We start from the raw sequence: 20874 nt of genomic DNA on the forward strand, positions 1-20874 counted from the left end.
CAGTTTTTGTTGACCACTATAAAGAGTCATCGTGACTTTTCCTCTGTTGTGACATTACTTATTTTTTAATTAATATGAGGTATTCTAACTATATTGAGTTAATCGTTGTGACAAGTGCCTGTTATATATACAACTATCTGTTAACTCAGCTCTAATTTAAATACAATGTAAGGTTGTAGGGTGAATGCTGTTATCAACCTCACCCCCTAAAAACCTCTTTCCGATGCCACTCCACAAACCCCTCATAAGGGTAATTTCTACGCACCTGCGGCAACGCAATAGTTTTCCCGTCAAAATCCCAGAATAATCTCTCAACGATCCCTCCGCCGTTTACCGCATCTGATACCAGTACCCGCATATTTTCGTCCAGGCCAATCGATCCTTTATCAAAGGCTTTATGGTGAATTGCGCAAAGCGCCAGGCCATTAGGAATTTCACAAGGACCGCCGTGCTGTTTCCATTTTATATGCGCCGCTTCCAGCGCGACGGTGGTGTCGTCGTGGCGCATATTAAAGCCACATATCGCGCACTGGTAGTTATAAGCGCGTAATACATTTTTGCGAAATAACGGGTCGCGCTGTTTACGGATTTGCTGGAGATCAAAACCCAGCTCGTCAGCAATTTCTTCCTGAATACTCTCGGTGAAGTGTGCTTCGAGTATCTGTTGCGCCAGAGTATTGATGAGTTTTTTATTGCCGGTTACCAGGGCGTAGTGCTGTTCATCGAAACCGCCTGCAACGTGGTATTCGTTCAGTTCCTTCACTGGCGGTTGTCGGCTGCTCCCTGCTGTTGAGCAAAGCTCGGCATTGTGTAATTGCCAGAATCCGTCGCCTTGTAATCGCCAGAACGGCATATCAGGTCGGTACTGTGAACGCTGTGGCCCAAAACGTTCCAGTAAACTGTGCAGAGGTTCGTAGATTTCCGAACCATAATCGAAAAGGCGCGGATGTCCATTCAGGTATCCCGCTAATACGTATAGCAGTAACAATGGTTTATGCGGCGCGCGCTGTTCCCCCTTGTGCCAGATTTTTATGTTGGCAATTGCCTGCTGTAGCGATTTACTGGAAGCCATTGTTATCCCTGGCAGTGAAATAATTGCGATCATGCTCGCAAATTTTCTGCTGTTCAAGCCTGCAAGCGAAGATATATTACCTTGATCTCATTTGTTTTTTTGCTGCCTGTTTGCCCTAATTGCCATGCGATGCTGCACCGACGCAAACCACCATTTACACCGGAGGAGTTAAAAGCGTTGATGGATGCAAATAAATCAAATTAATGAACGCTCATCTTTCGCGCCAAAACTGCAAAATAGCGTCAACAAATTTGTCTACAATCATCCCCCGACTGAAATGACGGCTTCGTAGCGCCGTCGTCTTGTTCTCTGGCATTCGGTACGCTGAACCGTTATATCCCTTGCTCAAACTATTTGGATTTTCATCAGGCGCGTTTGTCAGTTCTCTTTTAAAGTGATATGGCGGGCGCAGGATGTATCTGCGCAAACCGCGCCAGTTATTTTATTCCGGGATGAACAACATCTTTATTTTCAGGCAATGGAAACCCAGAAAAGTTAGTTTTGCACAGTAACTTTATTATCTCTTACTGAGAGCAACACTGAATCCGCAACAGCTTTACCACCCGCAATTTCACCGCCAATAATCAATAGACTATTATTCCAGGGCAATGATACTCCGTAGGCTCGACCTTGCGACAGTTCGCCAGATTTCTCCCATTTCCCGTTATGCCACAGATAAATATCAGCACTATACGATTTTTTCAGGCCTTCATGCGCATAGTTCTTACCGTTCTGGTAATTTTCGCGCGAGCCTTTAAATCCGGCTCCTCCGGCAAATATAAGAGAGTCATTGCTAATACCTGCAAAACCGCCAGCGACGCCATCTGGTGATGAGACGGGAGGAAGCTTATTCCATTTTACGTTATTGCCGGTAAGATCAAGTTCAAATACGGCATCTGTCCGCAGTCCAGGCTTTATTTCACCATTAATAAGCCAGGTTTTATCACCTTTATTCACAACCGCCGCACCAGCCGTCCCGTACCAGGGCGATTCGCCAGCGTAACTCCATTGCTGTGTAGAGGGATCAAAAGACAACAGAAACTTATTGAAGAAATAATCTTCTGCTTTTTTATCGAAATAGCGGGTGTTGATTTTATCTATAGTTTTTGAATCTTTTCCGGCCTCGTTGAGATCTTCAAAATAGCCATTGAAGATATTTTGGTTAACACCGCCAGTAACATAAGCCTTGCCGTTGTGTACAAAAGTCACATGGCCCGCCATGCCCATTGGCGCGTGTGACATCAATTTAATCCAGGTATTAGTTGCTGGGCTATATTTGTACACATCGCTGAACACCCTGGTTAAACCTTGTTGGTTTTTGCCAATACCGCCAAATACATACAAATCACCATCAATAAATGCGGACGTTGCTTGATCTCTCGCGCCGCCGGGGAATTCAGCCAGAGCTGTCCATTTTTTATCTTTAGCCTGTGTGTCCAGCTTATACCATGCTGTTCCTGCACTACCTAAACCGATGTAGACAGTGTTGTTATCAATTGCACCAGTACCACTTTTAAATGGTACTGGGATTTCCGGTAATACAGACGCGTTCGCGGCAAATGATGCCATCATGATAGCAAGCGCCGTTATTGTTCTCTTCATTGTGAATTACTCCTGCTCGCTGGAATTCAAATGTTTCACCATGTGCCTGTATACCTTTTATACCAAAACTAAATAGCAATCTTCGCAACAACGTCAGTTTTGTTGTGTCGGTCACAACTTATGCAATGGGGGAAGCAGGTTAAGAGAGAAGCATCAGGGGTATAAGGCGTTTTATAATCCACGCTGTCAGCATCACCACTACAATCGCCGAGAAACCAATAACATTTTACCTCTCCAGGTTAATCCATTGTTATGTTGGACGACACGTTATGTAAATTGGTCAACCATTATTGCGATGAATGTCACATCCCCCGATCACTAACCGCCGATCCTCCTTTGTTGCCATTTGCGTCAACCGGCAGGAGAGTAGATTTCTTGTGATGTGGTTAACCAATTTTAGATTTCAGGTTGACATGTATTACCAAAAGGTAGAACTTATACGCCATCTCATCCGATGCAACGCCACGGCTGCGGTCTGGTCGTTCTTTCGGATACCTAAACAACTCCGGGGTTCCGCGTCTCTTCGCTGTTGAACCCACTACGTGAAAGAGGAATAAACATGGAACAGACTTGGCGCTGGTACGGCCCTAACGATCCGGTTTCTTTAGCTGATGTCCGTCAGGCGGGCGCAACTGGCGTGGTTACCGCGCTGCACCATATCCCGAACGGTGAAGTATGGTCCGTTGAAGAGATCCTCAAACGCAAGGCTATCATTGAAGACGCAGGTCTGGTGTGGTCTGTCGTGGAAAGCGTGCCAATTCACGAAGATATCAAAACCCACACTGGCAACTATGAGCAGTGGATCGCTAACTATCAGCAGACCCTGCGCAACCTGGCGCAGTGCGGTATCCGCACCGTGTGCTATAACTTCATGCCGGTGCTCGACTGGACCCGTACTGACCTTGAATACGTGCTGCCAGACGGCTCCAAAGCTCTGCGCTTCGACCAGATCGAATTCGCTGCATTCGAAATGCACATCCTGAAGCGTCCAGGCGCGGAAGCGGATTACACCAAAGAAGAAATTGCTCAGGCCGCTGAACGCTTCGCCACCATGAGCGACGAAGACAAAGCGCGTCTGACCCGTAACATCATCGCCGGTCTGCCGGGCGCGGAAGAAGGTTATACCCTCGACCAGTTCCGTAAGCACCTGGAGCTGTACAAAGATATCGATAAAGCGAAGCTGCGCGAAAACTTTGCCGTCTTCCTGAAAGCCATTATTCCAGTTGCCGAAGAAGTTGGCGTGCGTATGGCTGTTCACCCGGACGATCCGCCGCGCCCGATCCTCGGCCTGCCGCGTATCGTTTCCACCATTGAAGATATGCAGTGGATGGTTGATACCGTAAACAGCATGGCGAACGGTTTCACCATGTGCACCGGTTCCTACGGCGTGCGTGCTGACAACGATCTGGTTGATATGATCAAGCAGTTCGGTCCGCGTATTTACTTCACCCATCTGCGCTCCACCATGCGTGAAGATAACCCGAAAACCTTCCACGAAGCGGCGCACCTGAACGGTGACGTTGATATGTACGAAGTGGTGAAAGCGATTGTTGAAGAAGAACACCGTCGTAAAGCGGAAGGCAAAGAAGACCTGATCCCGATGCGTCCGGACCACGGTCACCAGATGCTGGACGACCTGAAGAAGAAAACCAACCCAGGTTACTCCGCGATTGGTCGTCTGAAAGGCCTGGCCGAAGTTCGCGGCGTCGAACTGGCGATCCAGCGCGCTTTCTTTAGCCGTTAATACCCACCGGCATGGCTGCGCGCCGTGCCGGTTCCTTCTTCCTTGCCGTCACTCTCTGAAGACGGATTCTGGAGTTTACGATGACTACTATTGTTGACAGCAATCTGCCGGTTGCCCGCCCGTCATGGGATCATTCTCGTCTGGAATCACGCATTGTGCATCTCGGTTGCGGGGCGTTTCACCGCGCGCACCAGGCGCTGTATACCCATCACCTGCTGGAAAGCACCGATAGCGACTGGGGTATCTGCGAAGTTAACCTGATGCCAGGCAACGACCGCGTGCTGATCGAAAACCTGAAAAAACAGCAGCTGCTGTACACCGTGGCGGAAAAAGGCGCGGAAAGCACCGAGCTGAAAATTATCGGTTCGATGAAAGAAGCGCTGCACCCGGAAATCGACGGTTGCGAAGGTATTCTCAACGCGATGGCGCGTCCGCAGACGGCGATTGTCTCCCTGACGGTCACGGAAAAAGGCTACTGTGCCGATGCGGCGAGCGGTCAGCTGGATCTCAATAACCCGCTGATCAAGCACGATCTGGAAAACCCGACTGCGCCGAAGTCCGCAATTGGTTACATCGTAGAAGCCCTACGTCTGCGTCGTGAAAAAGGGCTGAAAGCGTTTACGGTGATGTCCTGTGACAACGTGCGTGAAAATGGTCATGTGGCGAAAGTTGCCGTTCTGGGGCTGGCTCAGGCGCGTGACCCGCAACTGGCGGAATGGATTGAAGAGAACGTCACCTTCCCGTGCACCATGGTTGACCGTATCGTTCCGGCAGCTACCCCTGAAACGTTGCAGGAAATTGCTGACCAGCTGGGCGTTTATGATCCGTGCGCCATTGCCTGCGAACCATTCCGTCAGTGGGTCATTGAAGATAACTTCGTTAATGGTCGTCCGGACTGGGATAAAGTCGGCGCGCAGTTTGTTGCGGATGTTGTACCGTTCGAAATGATGAAACTGCGTATGCTTAACGGCAGCCACTCTTTCCTCGCATACCTCGGTTACCTCGGCGGTTATGAAACCATTGCCGACACCATGACTAACCCGGATTATCGCAAAGCGGCCTTTGCCCTGATGATGCAGGAACAAGCACCAACGCTGTCGATGCCGGAAGGGACGGATCTGAACGCCTATGCGACGCTGCTGATCGAGCGTTTCAGCAACCCGTCTCTGCGTCACCGTACCTGGCAGATTGCGATGGACGGCAGCCAGAAGTTACCGCAGCGTTTGCTGGACCCGGTGCGTTTACACCTGCAAAACGGCGGTAGCTGGCGTCACCTGGCGCTTGGCGTAGCGGGCTGGATGCGTTACACCCAGGGCGTGGATGAGCAGGGTAATGCTATCGACGTGGTAGACCCGATGCTGGCCGAGTTCCAGAAGATCAATGCGCAGTATCAGGGCGCAGACCGCGTGAAAGCGTTGCTGGGCCTGAGCGGTATCTTTGCCGATGATCTGCCGCAAAATGCAGACTTTGTTGGCGCGGTGACTGCGGCTTATCAGCAACTGTGCGAGCGCGGCGCGCGTGAGTGTGTGGCTGCACTGTAACTGACTGATTACTCTACAGACTCACTGGTCAATCAAAAATATATTTGGTTGACCAGTTTTCGTTTTTTGCCCACCTGTACGTGCCAACTTCCAGTGCTGATGGTATAGTTTGAAATTAACGGTCAACGTAAAATTGCCCGGTAAGTAAGCCTGGCGGGCCTACGGATCAATCGCAATTTATTGAATACGCACTCTTTGTAGGCCGAATAAGGCGTTCACGCCGCATCCGGCAATAATTTGATTAATCGCATCTAACGGACACAACATCATGAAATCTGCCACCTCTGCGCAAAGACCTTACCAGGAAGTTGGGGCGATGATCCGCGATCTGATCCTTAAGACGCCGTACAATCCTGGCGAACGGCTACCGCCGGAGCGTGAAATCGCAGAAATGCTGGATGTCACCCGCACGGTGGTGCGTGAGGCACTGATCATGCTGGAGATCAAAGGGCTGGTAGAAGTACGACGTGGTGCCGGTATTTATGTGCTCGACAGTTTACCCTGCCATAATGCAGAGAGCGCAGAGGCCAACGTCTGCAATGACGCCGGTCCTTTTGAACTGTTACAGGCGCGCCAGTTGCTGGAAAGTAACATCGCGGAATTTGCCGCTTTGCAGGCTACCCGCGAAGACATCGTTAAAATGCGTCAGGCATTGCAACTGGAAGAGCGTGAACTGGCCTCCAGTGCGCCGGGCAGTAGCGAAAGCGGCGACATGCAGTTCCACCTCGCTATTGCTGAAGCCACGCATAACAGCATGCTGGTGGAACTGTTCCGTCAGTCCTGGGAGTGGCGGGAAAATAATCCAATGTGGATCCAGTTACATAGCCATCTCGATGACAGCTTATACCGCAAAGAGTGGTTGGACGATCACAAACAAATCCTGGCTGCGTTAATCAAGAAAGATGCCCGCGCGGCAAAACTGGCGATGTGGCAGCATCTGGAGAATGTGAAGCAGCGCTTGCTGGAGTTCTCTAACGTCGATGACATCTATTTCGATGGTTATCTGTTTGATTCGTGGCCGTTGGATAAAGTGGACGCCTGATCCCTCATTTCTGGTGCAAAGTTGAACCGCTTTGCACTATGTATGTTCCCTGAATAATTAATTATGTTCTGCAGAATATATTATGCGTAATTTAATCATTACGTACGATATATTGTTTTGGAATAATTATATATCAGTTTAACGCTGAGAAATTATTCGGAATAATCAGAATATGTTAACGTATTTCCGTTATGTTTAATGACTTTTGTCAAATGATACCTTTTTAAATAAAAAGTCAGTGGATATTCTTTTCTGTACAGTGTTTTATCTTTGGCGGATCTTATAAATCCCTTATGAAAGTGCCAGGGACGCAATGAGCATAAAGGAATGATTATGGAATATGAGCATCAACCCAGTGGTGTCCAGCAGCCAGGGCAGGATACAGATGCCACTAAACGTCAGGAGTGCGCAAAATGATGCGCCAATCAGTTCAGACGGTATTACCTGAAAGTACAGGGAACAATACGTTATCGCTGCGTGATTCCGTATGTCGGGATCTCTTTCAACTTTTTAGTTCTCCCCATTCACCGCTACCAATATTACTTGTTTCAGGCATGCCTGAGTGGCAAGGGCATAATCAGAGCGACAAGCTTCTCCAGAGTTGGTATTGCCGCCAGTTACGTTCCGCGCTTTTATTTCATGAGCCACGTATTGCGGCATTGCAGGTCAATCTGAAAGCAGTCTATTGCCACGAGTTGGTCATTAGTCTGGAGATGATGCTGTACCACGATGATGAGCCGCTAACGTTTGACCTGGTCTGGCAGAAGGGGAGCTGGCATCGCACGATGCCCCAGTAAATGATGGGAAACGCGATACGCGCAAGACGTATCGCGTTAGGTCACAATTAGTGGGAGGTTCTGATTGCTGCTTTCAAGGCCGGAAGTCGGGATGGACTGGCACTGAGCTTATCAATCCCCATGGTGAGCAGTCGTGCTGTTTGCTGGGTATCTCCAGCCATTTCGCCGCACATACTGACCGGAATTTCATTATTACGTCCGGCCTGACACACCATAGCAATAGCGTTAATCACCGCGTCATTACGATAATCGACCAGTTCCGCGACGGTACTATTTCCTCTGTCTGCCGCCATAATATATTGCGTCAGATCGTTGGTGCCGATGGAAAAGAAATCGACTTCACTGGCTAATTTGTCTGCAATCATGACTGCGGCAGGAACCTCAATCATAATTCCCAGCGCCGGAAGATTTTCTGCAGTAAGTCCCAGCAGTTTTGCCTGAGTTTGTATCAGCGTTTTGACGGCGTTGACCTCCTCGAGCGTTGAAACCATCGGCAGCATAATTTGCAGCGTTGGGTATTCTTTCCCGGCCCTGAGAAGTGCGCGCAATTGAGGAATAAATATTTGCGGATGCGCCAGACACAACCGGATACCACGAAGTCCCAGGAAGGGGTTGTCCTCTGCGGGTAAAGGGTACGAAGGTAACGGTTTATCACCACCAATATCCAGAGTCCGGATCGTTACTGGTTTGTCGCCAAAAGCTCGGGCGACAGAACAATACACACGGAACTGCTCTTCCTCATCAGGTAATGTCGCAGAATCGTGGAATAAAAACTCGGTACGCAGCAAGCCAACGCCCTCAGCTCCGTGAGACAGTGCGGCGTCAATGTCTTGCAGATCACCAATATTCGCCAGCACGTTGATTTTTCGCCCACCTTGCGTGACAGCGGGCAGCATGGCATCAGCTAACTGACGATCTCTTTGTTGTAGCCATGCTTCGGCGCGTTGCAGTAAATCCAGGCGGGTGACCTCATCCGGCTGTAGCCACAAACGGCCTGTTTCACCATCAAGAATGACCGTGTCGTTATCGCGGACGTTTTGCGGGGTAATAGCTGCCTTCACAATAGCAGGAATGCCCATTGCTCTGGCAAGGATCGCTGTATGTGAAGTTGTTCCTCCGTTATGAAGGCAAATGCCAAGAATGTGTGCTTTATTCAGGCTGGTTATCTGTGATGGCAACAGATCGTTGGCTAACAAAATGCAGGGCGCGGTAGTCATAAAGTATTGCTCACTTACCCCGCAAAGCTGGTTCAGTACCTGACGTGTAAGGTCACGGATATCTGCCTCGCGTTCACGTAAATACAGTGTTTCCGCCTGACAATATTGCTCTGCCAATGCCTGCATGACTTCTAACCATGCGAATTCCGCCTGTTTGCCCTTTGCCAGACGATGCTGTAATTGCCGGTTAATTTCTGGATCTTCAAGCATCATCTTATGGGCGGCAAAGATATCGCCTTCAGGCCCTGCCGCTTTATCGGCAAGTTCGCGAACCACAATGTCGATAGCAGACTCGATTCGCGACAGCTCTTCTTGCGGAGAATCGACGGTACGCTGCGTAATTTCTGGTAGTTCACAGGTAAACCATTTAACCGGACCAATAGCGATACCATTTTGTACTGACAGGCCTGCTATTGCACCATCGACAGGAGCGCTGACCACGGGCGTTGCGGTTAGCGGAATCTCTGAAGAGGCCAGCAGGTGAGCTTCGCCAAAATGATCTCTCGCCAACGTTTCAATTGCTTTTATAGCGTCACTGGCATCGACGCCTTCGGCCTGAAAGATGATTTCATCGCCACAGCGAGCTCCCAACATAGCCAGTTCATTGAGGCTGCGGGTACTGGCGCGTTTATTCCCTTTGATGACGATAATATTTGCTGAATATTGCGCTGAAACTTTTAGAATGCTGGCTGCCGGACGGGCATGAATGCCGTTAGGATTACGTATCGTCCAGCAAAAAGTTTGCCATTCGCCGGAATGATTGACCGGTGATATCGCCGGCACAACTTCGCCTGCAGTCGAGGATGGCGTGAGTTGCTGCTGTTTGGCACACAGCGCAAGGTCCACTTCGGCAATAATCTCCTTAACCGAAAGCCCCGCCGCGGCAGACGTTACCGCAGACACAGCACCTTCCACTACAGGCGCTGCGAGCAGATAAATCGCGCTTCTCTGTTCTTCAGAAAGCAATTCCAGCGCCATCTCTGTACTAAGTAGCGCACTGCCCATATCCATGAGAACCAGAACGCCTTCCGGTGACCAGACTGATTCAATCGCAGACATAATCGCAATGGCATCGGTGCCAATCGGATTTTGTGGATCATCAATACCCGCAGCAATGGCCAGAGGAACGGTACCACCAGACATCTGCAGTGCTAACTCCTCAATCCCCTGGGCGAGGCGTAGACTATGAGAAACAATAACAATGGCGACCATAATTTATTCCGCGAATCCTTCCTGCATAGCCTTAATCATCAGCCAGGAGGAGGTAGCGCCTGGATCCTGATGGCCCACACTGCGAGCGCCGAGATAACTGGCTCGTCCTTTTTTCGCCTGCATATTGATGGTGTTATCCACTGCTGTTGCCGCATCTTGCACCATCGTATTCAGCAGAAGGGAAGGCGATATTCCGGCTTGCAGATTTTTTTTGGCTTCGTTGAGGACCGGAACCCAGACATCACACAGTGTTTTGTCTCCTTGTTCTGCTTTTCCTCGCGCGATGACTCCTGCAATCCCTTCTTCCAGGCACGCCAGCCACTCTTCCAGAGTTAATTCCGTTCTGGCTCCCACTGCCGCAGAGGCGCGAATAAATAATGTGCCGTAAAGAGGACCACTGGCACCACCGACACTGGAAAGCAGTTTCATACCGGTATTCTTAAGGATGTTGCCAATTTGCTGACGTTCAATGTCGGGTAAAGTCGCTTTTACTGCACTGAAACCACGATTCATATTGAGCCCGTGGTCAGCATCACCAATATCTCTGTCGAGTGCGGTTAAAAAGTCTTGCTGTTCAGCGAGATGCGCCGCACAACTCTCCAGCCAGGCGATAATATGTTTGTTTTGAATTTTCATATAATGTCCTTATTAACATCCCCAACGAAGAGCTGGCGTATTGACCGGGGCATCCCAAAGTTGCAAAAACTCTGGGGTACATTTCAACAGGCTGATGGAAAATCCTGCCATGTCTAATGATGTGCAATAATTACCAACCAGCTGGCGGCTAATTTTGATTCCCTGACGCTGTGCTGCGCGCATAAATACCCTGGTGACACCATATAACTCTGATTCAGGTGTGCTGCCAAGTCCGTTAATTAATACAATATATTCAGCATTTTTATCGAATGATTCGTTCATTGATGACGTATCTATCCATCCCCCGGCATGGCGATCCCAATGGCGTAATGTGCGTCGCCAGGGGGTATTATCCAGTAACTGTGCTATCACATTGTCGATTAACGCGTTCAGATCTTGCAGAGTACGTCGTTCAATGCCTGGTTCGCCGTGGATCCCAACACCAAATTCAATTTCATTATCTGCCAGTTCAAATGAGGGTTTTCCCGCTGCGGGAACAGTGCAGGCTGATAGTGCGACGCCAAAAGAACGGGTGGCGTTGTTCACATCTTTGCCAAGTTGTTCGCATTGCCCGAGGTCATAACCCTGAAGCGCAGCTGCACCGACAATTTTCTCTACAAAAACCGTACCAGCAACGCCACGACGTCCGGCTGTATACAGGCTGTCTTTCACTGCTACGTCATCGTCAATAATAACCGTGCCAACGGCGATACCTTCTTCGTGTAGCATCTCGACAGCTGTTTCGAAGTTCAGAATATCGCCTGTGTAATTTTTGATGAAAAACAGAACGCCAGAACCATTATCAACGACTTTGGCACATTCGATCATTTGGTCTGGTGTGGGCGAAGTGAAAATTTCACCAGGGCATGCACCGGTTAACATTCCCATGCCGACAAAACCTGCGTGCAGCGGTTCGTGGCCCGAGCCGCCGCCTGAAACCAGCGCCACCGTATTATCGTTTTGTTTGCACCACACATATCGGGGCGCGTAATTTGCCTGTAGGTGTGGCCAGGTGGCGATGAGTCCTTCCATTTGTTCTGTGACAACAGAATCAATCTGGTTAATTAATTTCTTCATAGTCATTCCTGTTCTGATAAATTACGTAAACCACGCTAAAGATGCTTTCGAGATTAATTCTCAAGCCATAACAAAACAAACTACAGGATAATAAGATTCATAATGAAACGGTTAATTCATGGTGTTGTTTCAAAATGAAAAGGGACCAGAGTGGATATTGATGTATTGTGATTAAGGCATAAAAAGTATTTTTTATTATCATCTGCGGATGATGTTTTTTACAGCGCGATCATAAAACATAATTTTTCGCGAATGAAATGTTTGCCGCCACTGGATGCAACGAGTAGGTTAACAGTGAAGCAAAACAAGTTACGCGAGGAATGACATGGATAAGATTATTATAAGTCCGGCTAAATATATCCAGGGAAATGGTTCTCTGGATAATATTGCTACATATGCGGCAAGTTTGGGAACAGAACCATTAATTATTGCAGATAACTTTGTTACCGGCCTGGTGGGTGACAGAGTTAGCCAGAGCTTTGCAAGAGAAAACATTATTGCGGATTTTGATGTTTTTTGCGGTGAATGCTCGCAAAATGAAATTTCTCGAATTCGTGAGAAATTTAATCAGCGTAAATATAATGTCGTTATTGGTATTGGCGGCGGTAAAACGTTGGATACGGCAAAAGCCGTAGCATATTACCAAAAAGTTCCAGTGGTGGTTGTACCGACAATTGCTTCCACAGATGCGCCAACCAGTTCTCTGGCAGTAATTTACACCCCGGAAGGTCAGTTTAGCGAATATCTGTTTTTCCCGAAAAACCCGGATATGGTGATTATGGATACAGGTATTATTTCAGCCGCGCCAGTGCGTCTGCTGGTGGCCGGTATGGGAGATGCTTTGTCAACCTGGTTTGAAGCGAGAGCCAATCAGGCGTCAGGAAAAGCCACAATGGCAGGCGGGGCGTCGACACTGGCGGCACTGGCCATTGCCCGACTCTGTTATACCACGCTGTTGGAAGATGGCTATAAGGCAAAAACCGCGGTTGAACAAGGCGTTAACACCAAAGCGGTAGAGAATATTATCGAAGCTAATACCTATCTCAGCGGGATTGGATTTGAAAGTAGCGGTCTGGCGGCAGCTCATGCCATCCATAATGGCATGACGCAACTGGAGGAATGCCATCATTGCTACCACGGTGAAAAAGTGGCATTTGGCGTGCTGGTACAGCTCGTACTGGAAAACGCTCCACAGGAGGAAATTGAAACCGTACTCAATTTCTGCCATAGCGTTGGTCTGCCGACAAATCTCCATATGTTAGGCGTGAAGGAAATTAATAAAGATAAATTACTGGCAGTGGCTGAAGCCGCTACTGCTGAAGGGGAAACTATCCATAATATGCCATTCGTGGTAACTGCGCAGGACGTTCTTTCTGCAATTTTGACTGCGCATCATTTAGGACTTTAAAAAATAATACGGCCTGTGCAAAGCAGGCCGCTGGTGTCATTTTAAATACTTCATTCGGGAATAAATATGACCAGTAACTGGAAACGTTGGATCACGCTGGCGTTATGCGGTATTGCCGGAAGTGCAATATATAAATTACCTTATTTACGGGAAACCTATTACGATGCGATGCAGCAGGCTACAGGAGCGACTAATGCTGAACTTGGTTTTCTAATGACAGCTTATGGTCTGGTTAACTTTTTATTATATCTACCTGGTGGCTGGGCTGCCGATAGATTTTCTGCACGTAAATTAATGACCTTTTCATTAATTTCCACCGGGATAAGCGGTTTTTATTATGCGACCTTCCCCTCGTATACCATGATCTGTCTGTTACATGCGCTTTGGGCTGTTACAACCGTATTTACGTTTTGGGCCGTGTGTGTGCGAATTATTCGTACCCTGGGAACCAGTGAAGAACAAGGCCGCTTATATGGTTACTGGTTTCTTGGTAAGGGATTAACTTCTATTGTTCTGGGATTTCTTTCCGTGCCGGTATTTGCCAAATTTGGCGAAGGTGTTGATGGCTTGCGGGCAACCATTATCTTCTATTCTGTAGTGACTATTCTGACCGGTGTTTTAGCCTGGTTTGTTTGTCAGGATGAAACGCACAGCGAAGATAAAGCCAACTTCCGTCTGGCGGATATGGCATTCGTGCTGAAAATGCCGACGGTTTGGCTGGCAGGCGTTGTGACCTTCTGTATGTGGTCAATTTATATCGGCTTTGGCATGGTCACGCCGTATCTCACGCAGATCCTGCATATGGGCGAATCGGAAGTGGCAGTTGCCAGTATTCTTCGCGCCTATGTGTTATTTGCGATGGGGGGATTAATTGGCGGACAACTGGCCGACCGCTGTGCGTCACGCACGCGTTTTATGATTTACGCCTTTATCGGCATGATTGTCTTTACTACCGTTTATTTCTTCCTGCCCGGTGAGTCGCGCTACGTCACTATTGCGCTGGCGAATATGGTTGCGTTGGGCGTGTTTATTTACTCCGCGAATGCCGTGTTCTTCTCAATTATTGATGAGGTTCGGATCCCGGCAAAAGTCACTGGGACTGCTGCGGGCTTGATCTCTTTACTGACCTATTTCCCGGAAATCTACTGCTACACGATGGTGGGCAATATGGTTGACCGTAAACCGGGGATTGCCGGTTTTCAGGATGTCTTCCTGTTCATGTTGGTTTGCGCATTCATCGGCCTTATTGCCGCACTGGTCCTCCAGCGTGTGAATCGTAAAAGTAAAAATCAAGTCAATGAAATCACTGAAAACAATGCGGATTGCGCGTCCTGAGTCTGACGGGGGAACAAATGGTGGACATGATTAATGAAAGTGCACGGCAAACGCCAGTCATTGCACAAACGGACGTTCTGGTTATCGGTGGCGGCCCGGCAGGGTTAACTGCGGCGATAGCGGCGGGGCGGCTAGGTGCCAGAACCATGATTGTTGAGCGTTACGGCTCACTAGGCGGCGTATTGACGCAGGTCGGTGTGGAAAGTTTTGCCTGGTATCGCCATCCGGGGACGGAAGATTGTGAAGGGATTTGTCGTGAATATGAAGGCCGCTCGCGAGCATTGGGCTTCACGCGACCAGAACCTCAGTCAATTAGCGAAGTTATCGATACTGAGGGGTTTAAAGTTGTTGCCGATCAGATGATAACGGAAGCTGGCGTTGAGCCGTTATATCACTCCTGGGTTGTGGATGTAATCAAGGACGGGGATACGTTATGTGGTGTTATCGTCGAGAATAAATCAGGACGAGGGGCAATTCTGGCGAAAAGAATCGTCGATTGCACGGGGGATGCTGATATTGCCGCTCGTGCAGGCGCGCCCTGGACGAAACGGGGCAAGGACCAACTGATGGGCGTCACCGTGATGTTCAGTTGCGCAGGTGTCGATGTGGCGCGCTTTAACCGTTTTGTTGCGGAAGAACTTAAGCCGACCTACGCGGATTGGGGAAAAAACTGGACGATTCAAACCACGGGCAAAGAAGACCAGATGTTTAGCCCTTATATGGAGGATATTTTTACCCGGGCGCAACAGGATGGTGTGATTCCAGGCGACGCCCAGGCGATTGCCGGAACCTGGTCAACCTTTTCTGAAAGTGGTGAAGCTTTTCAGATGAATATGGTGTACGCCTTTGGTTTTGACTGTACCGATGTCTTCGATTTAACCAAAGCAGAAATCGCCGGAAGGCAGCAAGCATTATGGGCAATTGACGCACTACGCCATTATGTTCCGGGCTTTGAAAATGTACGGTTACGCAATTTTGGCGCCACGCTGGGTACACGCGAATCACGGCTTATTGAGGGGGAAATACGTATTGCTGATGATTACGTCCTTAATCAGGGGCGTTGTTCGGACAGTGTAGGGATATTCCCGGAATTTATTGATGGTTCCGGTTATCTCATTTTGCCAACGACCGGGCGTTTCTTTCAGATCCCCTATGGCTGTCTGGTGCCACAAAAAGTGGAGAACCTTTTGGTTGCCGGGCGCTGTATTTCCGCAGGCGTAGTTGCACATACTTCTATGCGCAACATGATGTGTTGTGCCGTTACCGGTGAGGCCGCAGGCACTGCCGCCGTGGTTTCGCTACAGCAACATTGCACTGTGCGTCAGGTTGCTATTCCTGATTTGCAAAACACGCTGCAACTGCAGGGCGTGCGTTTGGCATAACACCAGGGCGCAGAGAGTCGAAAGCCTCTCTGCGCCTTGCAGGAGAAATACCATGAGGGATGATGACCTGGAGCACTTAAGTGCCAATTACTGGATAACCACAATCCTCTGCGGGCTCTTTTTGGGGATATTCCTGTTCATGCTGCAACAGCATCAGCATGGTTTTTCTCTGTATTGTATTGCTGTGCTCTCACTTATTTGCGCCTTTTTTTCTTTACGCCTTTCCCGACAATTGCAACAAATGAAAAAAGAACGGCGCAATATTCGTCCTCATTGAATGAAAACATTCAGGAGACTGATATGCAATATTTCAAAAAACGATTTTCTTTGATTGAACTGAATGTTTTTATTCCGGCGATACTGTTTATTGCGGTGATCATTCTGTGCCTGACGATGTATCCACAAAATACCAGTCAGTATATTAATAAAATGCATCACTATTTAACCTGGGAAATGGGCGGGATTTTTCTGGTTATGACTTTTCTGGTCGTACTTTGTTGCCTGTGGCTGGCCTTTTCACGTTATGGCGATATCTTGTTAGGTCAGCCGGGAGAAAAACCTGACTTCAGCTTGTTAACCTGGCTTGGACTTATTTTTACTTCTGGAACGGGGGGCAGCTTGTTATATCTGGCCTCTGTAGAGTGGATTTGGATTATTCAACAACCGCCTTTTGGCGCGGCGGCAGGAAGCGCTCAGGCTGCTCGTTGGGCCTCTGCTTATGGCATGTTCCATTGGGGGCCGTCCGCATGGGCATGGTATCTGATTTGTGCCGTTCCCATTGGTTGGTTTATGCATGTTAAGAAAACCAACTCATTAAAGGTCAGTGATTTATGTCGTGGATGCCTGGGCGCACGTGCTGATGGTTTTTGCGGGCATTGTGTAAACTTTTTCTATATGTTTGGTTTGCTTGGTGGTGCGGTAACATCTCTGGCGCTGGGAACGCCGATGATTTCTGCCGTATTTTGCCATGTGTTCAATCTGGAACCCGCAGGGCGGTTTATCAATGTCATAGTTATTTTTATCTGGACGCTGGTGCCATTATTAATTCTTTTTTTTGGACTAAAGAAAGGTGTGGCATGGGCCAGTAACTGGAATATTCGTGCTGATATTTTGATGCTACTGGCAATACTGATTTGTGGGCCGACGGCATTTATACTTAACCAGTCAATTGATGGTCTCGGCCTGATGCTACAAAATTTTGTGGCAATGAGTCTAAGTACCGATGCTATTGGTCGTAGCGGATTTCCACAGATGTGGACCGTATTTTATTTTTCATGGTGGGTCGTGTATGCCATCCCATTTGGTTTATTTATCGCCCGTATTTCAAAAGGAAGGACGATCCGGCAATTGATTGTATGTGGAACTCTGGCAGGTTCATTGGGATGCATGGTTTTTTACATGGTACTGGCTAATTTCGGTTTATCGTTGCAGACAACGCATCTTATCGATTTTGTTCCTATTCTGAATGAACAAGGGCGAGGCGTTGTCGTCTCTCGCTTACTGGAACAGCTACCCGCAAGTCAGATATTTTTAGTTGCCTTTGGGGCTATAGCATTAATTTCATATATAACCGGACACTGTACTGTCGGTTATGCCCTTGGCTTTGCGACGCAAAAACAGGCAGATTGTGAGAGTGAACCTGCATTCTGGAACGTGGCATTTTGGTTGATTATGACTGGAGTCGTCGCCATCACACTCTATCTTCTTGATGCACAAAGTCTGCAACCACTACAAACGGTCTCTATTCTGGCTGGGCTACCGCTTTGTGGAGTTGTGTTTATTCTTTTGAAGAGTTTTTTGACACAACTGGCGGTTGATGAGAAAAGCAATGTAGGTTTTGCTGAAAAATGATGTTCAGGTATGCCCGGTAATTTGCATTATCGGGCATTTTACCGAATGAGAATTAACTCAGGACTGCATGAAAATATCCTGCCAAATTTTCTCCGAGACGGATTAAATTATTTTCCCCCTGACTCAGCGCGGTGGGTAAATCACAAGGACCATTGACGACGGAAAAACAGGCTTCTATTCCACACTGGCGTAACTCATTCAGATCAAGTTGATCATCGATATACCCGGCAATTGCGATAACCGGAACGCCCATCATCTGGGCGATTTTGGCCGCCCCCACAGGCGCTTTGCCATTCAGGCTTTGACGGTCTAATTTACCTTCACCGACAATCGCCAATGCCGCATATTTTAAATGCTGGGCAAATTGAATAGCGTCCAGCACGAGCGAAATACCGGGCTGTAGGCGAGCATCAAGAAAAGCCACCAATGCTGCGCCAACGCCGCCAGCTGCCCCAGAACCGGGTATCGTATCGACTTCTTTACCACAGCATCGATGGATGCAATGGGCATAGTTTTTCATTCCCTGTTCCAGTTGCTCAAGGTCATCAGCACTGGCCCCTTTTTGCTGACCGAAAACCTGAGTGGCGCCGTTATCACCGGTTAGTGGGTTGGTGACATCACAGGCTGCGATAAATTTCACATTTTTCAATCGCGGATCGAGTTGCTGTAAGTCAATGTGGTGAATTGCCGCCAGCCCCATCCCATTTACGGAGACAGTTTGCCCTTCAGCGTCTGTAAACGATGCGCCAAGTGCCGACATCAATCCAATACCGCCATCATTAGTAGCACTGCCACCCAGGCATAGAATAACGGTATCAATATTGTGTTCCAGGGCGGCGAGAATAAGTTCGCCAGTGCCAAACGACGTCGTATAGAGGGGCGAACGGCGGACCGGAGAAACCAGTTCCAGCCCTGAAGCCTGTGCCAGTTCTATCACTGCGGTAGTTTGGTTGCCTAAAATACCGTATTGCGCATGTATTGACTCGCCAAGCGGTCCGGTGACGGTTTTAGTGTAAAACGTACCGTCAGTCGCATGAATGAGTGTTTCGAGCGTGCCTTCGCCGCCGTCAGCCACGGGCAAACACACCAGTTGGCTGCCAGGCAGGACCTTGCGCCAGCCGGTTGCCAGCGCTTCGGCGACTTTCCATGCGGGAAGGCATTCTTTAAAGGAGTCGGGGGAGATAACTATCTTCATAGCTGGTCCTTCAAAATAGGGGGATAGGGCCGTGCAACGAATAAACAAAGGGAACCGGTGGTTCCCTTAATTCATTATTTACGGATGGTGTAATTGGCGTGAGCTTCAAGCGCCCGAATTAAAGCGGAATGATCCCAGTCTTTGCCGCCGAGTGCGGCGCAGGTGCTAAATAATTGTTGTGTCATCGCCGTGTTAGGAAGCGGGGTATTCAACAGGCGAGCATTCTCCAGCGCCAGATTCAGATCTTTTTGATGCAGGCTAATTCGAAAACCAGGGGCGAATGTTCCTTTGATCATTCGTTCGCCATGAACTTCCAACACACGAGAGGAAGCAAAACCTCCCATCAGAGCTTCACGTACGCGGGCGGGATCGGCACCTGATTTACTGGCAAAAAGCAGGGCTTCAGCCACCGCTTCAATATTCAGTGCAACAATAATTTGGTTAGCGACTTTGCACGTTTGACCATCACCGACGTTACCGACCAGAGTGATATTTTTACCCATCAATTCCAGAATCGGTTTGATCTGTAAATAAACCTCTTCATATCCGCCAACCATAATGGAAAGCGTCCCGGCTTTCGCGCCAACTTCACCACCAGAGACGGGCGCATCGATATATTCCGCGCCTGCCGCGATAATACGCTGTGCAAATGCTTTGGTGGCAACCGGGGAAATTGAACTCATATCAATCACAATTTTCCCGTGGCTTAAACCGTGTATTACGCCATAGTTGGGATGAAAAAGAACATCCTCAACATGTGGGGTATCAGGGAGCATGGTGATGATGACTTCACACTCCTGCGCGACTTCACTCGGTGTAGAGCAAACAATGCCACGTTCACCAATAAGCTCTTGCGGTGCAGGTTCAAAATGCGCTGAAAAATAAAGGGTATGTCCGGCTTGTTGTAAATTATAAGCCATCGGCTTGCCCATTATACCGGTGCCGATAAATCCAATATTCATGATAAATATCCTCAGGGATTAAATTTGACTCTCGTTTTTTAGCCAGTGTAGACTTTCAGTCGTTGTCGTAGATGGAATATATTCACAACCAATCCATCCCTGATAACCAATCTGGTCTATATAATTTAACAACCACGGGTAATTAATTTCTCCCGTCCCAGGTTCATGACGCCCTGGATTATCGGCTAATTGAATATGCCCAATGTTATTCAGGTTGTTTTTGATTGTTGTAGCAATATTTCCTTCCATGATTTGCATATGATAAATATCGTATTGGTAGCGAAAATCAGGATGGTTTACGTCATGAATAATATTGAGGGCTTGTCTGGTGTTGTTAACAAAAAAACCGGGAATATCTTTTGTATTAATGGCTTCCAGAACCAGCTTTATCCCATGAGAAGCCAGTTTATCTACCGCATAGCGCAAATTTTCGACCAGTGTTTCATGACATTGTTCATGCGAATAACCACCTGGATGTTTCCCTGCAAGGCAATTCACTTGTGAACAATTAAGGGCCAGTGCATACTCTATCGCTCTGCAAACACCCTCCTGAAATTCTTTTGACCGACCAGGATGACATGCGATACCCCGCTCGCCATCTTGCCAGTTACCCGCAGGAAGATTAAACAAAACCTGAGTCAGATTATGTTGATGCAGTTGCGAAGCCAGCTCGTCAGTGGAAAAGTCATAGGGGAAAAGATATTCAACGCCGTGGAATCCTGCGTGACTTGCCTGCGCAAAACGTTCAATAAATGGATGCTCGGTAAAAAGCATTGATAAATTCGCTGCAAACTTTGCCAT

Annotated in this window: 16 protein-coding genes and 2 pseudogenes; 9 read left to right on the forward strand and 9 right to left on the reverse strand. The window is 48.3% G+C overall.

Translation table 11 applies throughout. The features are described 5' to 3' along the window. Positions 1–199 precede the first annotated feature (199 nt). A complete protein-coding gene (locus D9734_RS00735) occupies positions 200–1072 on the reverse strand; it encodes a phosphorothioated DNA-binding restriction endonuclease (RefSeq protein ID WP_097768621.1) in 873 nt (290 codons plus the stop codon). A 99-nt stretch (positions 1073–1171) separates the two neighbouring features. Between D9734_RS00735 and D9734_RS00740 the strand changes: the two are divergent. Further along, a pseudogene (locus tag D9734_RS00740) lies at positions 1172–1276 on the forward strand (HNH endonuclease); the annotation flags it as partial. 7 nt (positions 1277–1283) lie between these two features. Here D9734_RS00740 and D9734_RS00745 read toward each other — a convergent pair. Then, positions 1284–1463: pseudogene (locus tag D9734_RS00745) on the reverse strand (sialate O-acetylesterase); the annotation flags it as partial. Positions 1464–1567: 104 nt separating this feature from the next. Next, positions 1568–2674: an N-acetylneuraminate epimerase gene (locus D9734_RS00750; RefSeq protein ID WP_130204656.1), complete on the reverse strand. Its 1107-nt coding sequence runs from the start codon at positions 2672–2674 to the stop codon at positions 1568–1570. 559 nt (positions 2675–3233) lie between these two features. Here D9734_RS00750 and uxuA point away from each other — a divergent pair. From uxuA to iraD, 4 genes are all read left to right on the forward strand, one after another. Next, entirely contained in the window at positions 3234–4418 is a 1185-nt protein-coding gene (gene uxuA / locus D9734_RS00755) for a mannonate dehydratase (protein ID WP_130204658.1), read from the forward strand. A gap of 80 nt (positions 4419–4498) precedes the next feature. Beyond that, positions 4499–5959 carry a fructuronate reductase gene (locus tag D9734_RS00760; RefSeq protein ID WP_130204660.1) on the forward strand — a complete coding sequence of 487 codons (1461 nt, stop codon included), beginning with the start codon at positions 4499–4501 and terminating at the stop codon, positions 5957–5959. 268 nt (positions 5960–6227) lie between these two features. Continuing rightward, a complete protein-coding gene (uxuR, locus tag D9734_RS00765) occupies positions 6228–7001 on the forward strand; it encodes a Uxu operon transcriptional regulator (RefSeq protein ID WP_130204662.1) in 774 nt (257 codons plus the stop codon). A gap of 413 nt (positions 7002–7414) precedes the next feature. Beyond that, positions 7415–7798 (forward strand): anti-adapter protein IraD, encoded by a 384-nt coding sequence (gene iraD, locus D9734_RS00770; protein WP_033555723.1) that lies wholly within the window; start codon positions 7415–7417, stop codon positions 7796–7798. Positions 7799–7845: 47 nt separating this feature from the next. Here the strand turns inward: iraD and ptsP are convergent, their stop codons facing one another. The 3 genes from ptsP to dhaK are packed head-to-tail and all read right to left on the reverse strand — an operon-like array spanning position 7846 to position 11940. After that, on the reverse strand, positions 7846–10227 hold the full coding sequence (gene ptsP / locus D9734_RS00775) for a phosphoenolpyruvate--protein phosphotransferase (protein ID WP_130204664.1): 2382 nt from the start codon (positions 10225–10227) through the stop codon (positions 7846–7848). Between the two features lie 3 nt (positions 10228–10230). Next, positions 10231–10863, reverse strand: coding sequence for a dihydroxyacetone kinase subunit DhaL (gene dhaL, locus D9734_RS00780; protein WP_130204666.1), 633 nt, complete (start codon positions 10861–10863; stop codon positions 10231–10233). Positions 10864–10875: 12 nt separating this feature from the next. Next, a complete protein-coding gene (gene dhaK, locus D9734_RS00785; RefSeq protein ID WP_165383259.1) occupies positions 10876–11940 on the reverse strand; it encodes a dihydroxyacetone kinase subunit DhaK in 1065 nt (354 codons plus the stop codon). Positions 11941–12265: 325 nt separating this feature from the next. Between dhaK and D9734_RS00790 the strand changes: the two genes are divergently transcribed. The 4 genes from D9734_RS00790 to D9734_RS00810 all read left to right on the forward strand — a co-directional run bounded on the left by D9734_RS00790 (position 12266) and on the right by D9734_RS00810 (position 17916). Beyond that, the gene (locus tag D9734_RS00790; RefSeq protein ID WP_130204670.1) at positions 12266–13348 is read left to right on the forward strand and encodes a glycerol dehydrogenase; all 1083 of its coding nucleotides are present in this window, start codon (positions 12266–12268) and stop codon (positions 13346–13348) included. A gap of 66 nt (positions 13349–13414) precedes the next feature. Next, positions 13415–14683, forward strand: coding sequence for an MFS transporter (locus tag D9734_RS00795; RefSeq protein ID WP_130204672.1), 1269 nt, complete (start codon positions 13415–13417; stop codon positions 14681–14683). Between the two features lie 17 nt (positions 14684–14700). Beyond that, on the forward strand, positions 14701–16065 hold the full coding sequence (locus D9734_RS00800; protein WP_130204674.1) for an FAD-dependent oxidoreductase: 1365 nt from the start codon (positions 14701–14703) through the stop codon (positions 16063–16065). 300 nt (positions 16066–16365) lie between these two features. After that, a complete protein-coding gene (locus D9734_RS00810) occupies positions 16366–17916 on the forward strand; it encodes a BCCT family transporter (protein WP_130204678.1) in 1551 nt (516 codons plus the stop codon). Between the two features lie 52 nt (positions 17917–17968). Here the strand turns inward: D9734_RS00810 and D9734_RS00815 are convergent, their stop codons facing one another. From D9734_RS00815 to hyi, 3 genes are all read right to left on the reverse strand, one after another. Then, complete coding sequence (locus D9734_RS00815) at positions 17969–19111, reverse strand: glycerate kinase (RefSeq protein ID WP_130204680.1); 1143 nt, start codon at positions 19109–19111, stop codon at positions 17969–17971. Positions 19112–19185: 74 nt separating this feature from the next. Continuing rightward, positions 19186–20073, reverse strand: a complete 888-nt coding sequence (locus D9734_RS00820) for a 2-hydroxy-3-oxopropionate reductase (RefSeq protein WP_130204682.1) — start codon at positions 20071–20073, stop codon at positions 19186–19188. 18 nt (positions 20074–20091) lie between these two features. Further along, a complete protein-coding gene (gene hyi / locus D9734_RS00825; protein ID WP_130204684.1) occupies positions 20092–20874 on the reverse strand; it encodes a hydroxypyruvate isomerase in 783 nt (260 codons plus the stop codon).

It is taken from the genome of Escherichia sp. E14S1, from assembly GCF_004211995.1.
In the GTDB taxonomy this organism is placed as follows: Bacteria; Pseudomonadota; Gammaproteobacteria; order Enterobacterales; family Enterobacteriaceae; genus Escherichia.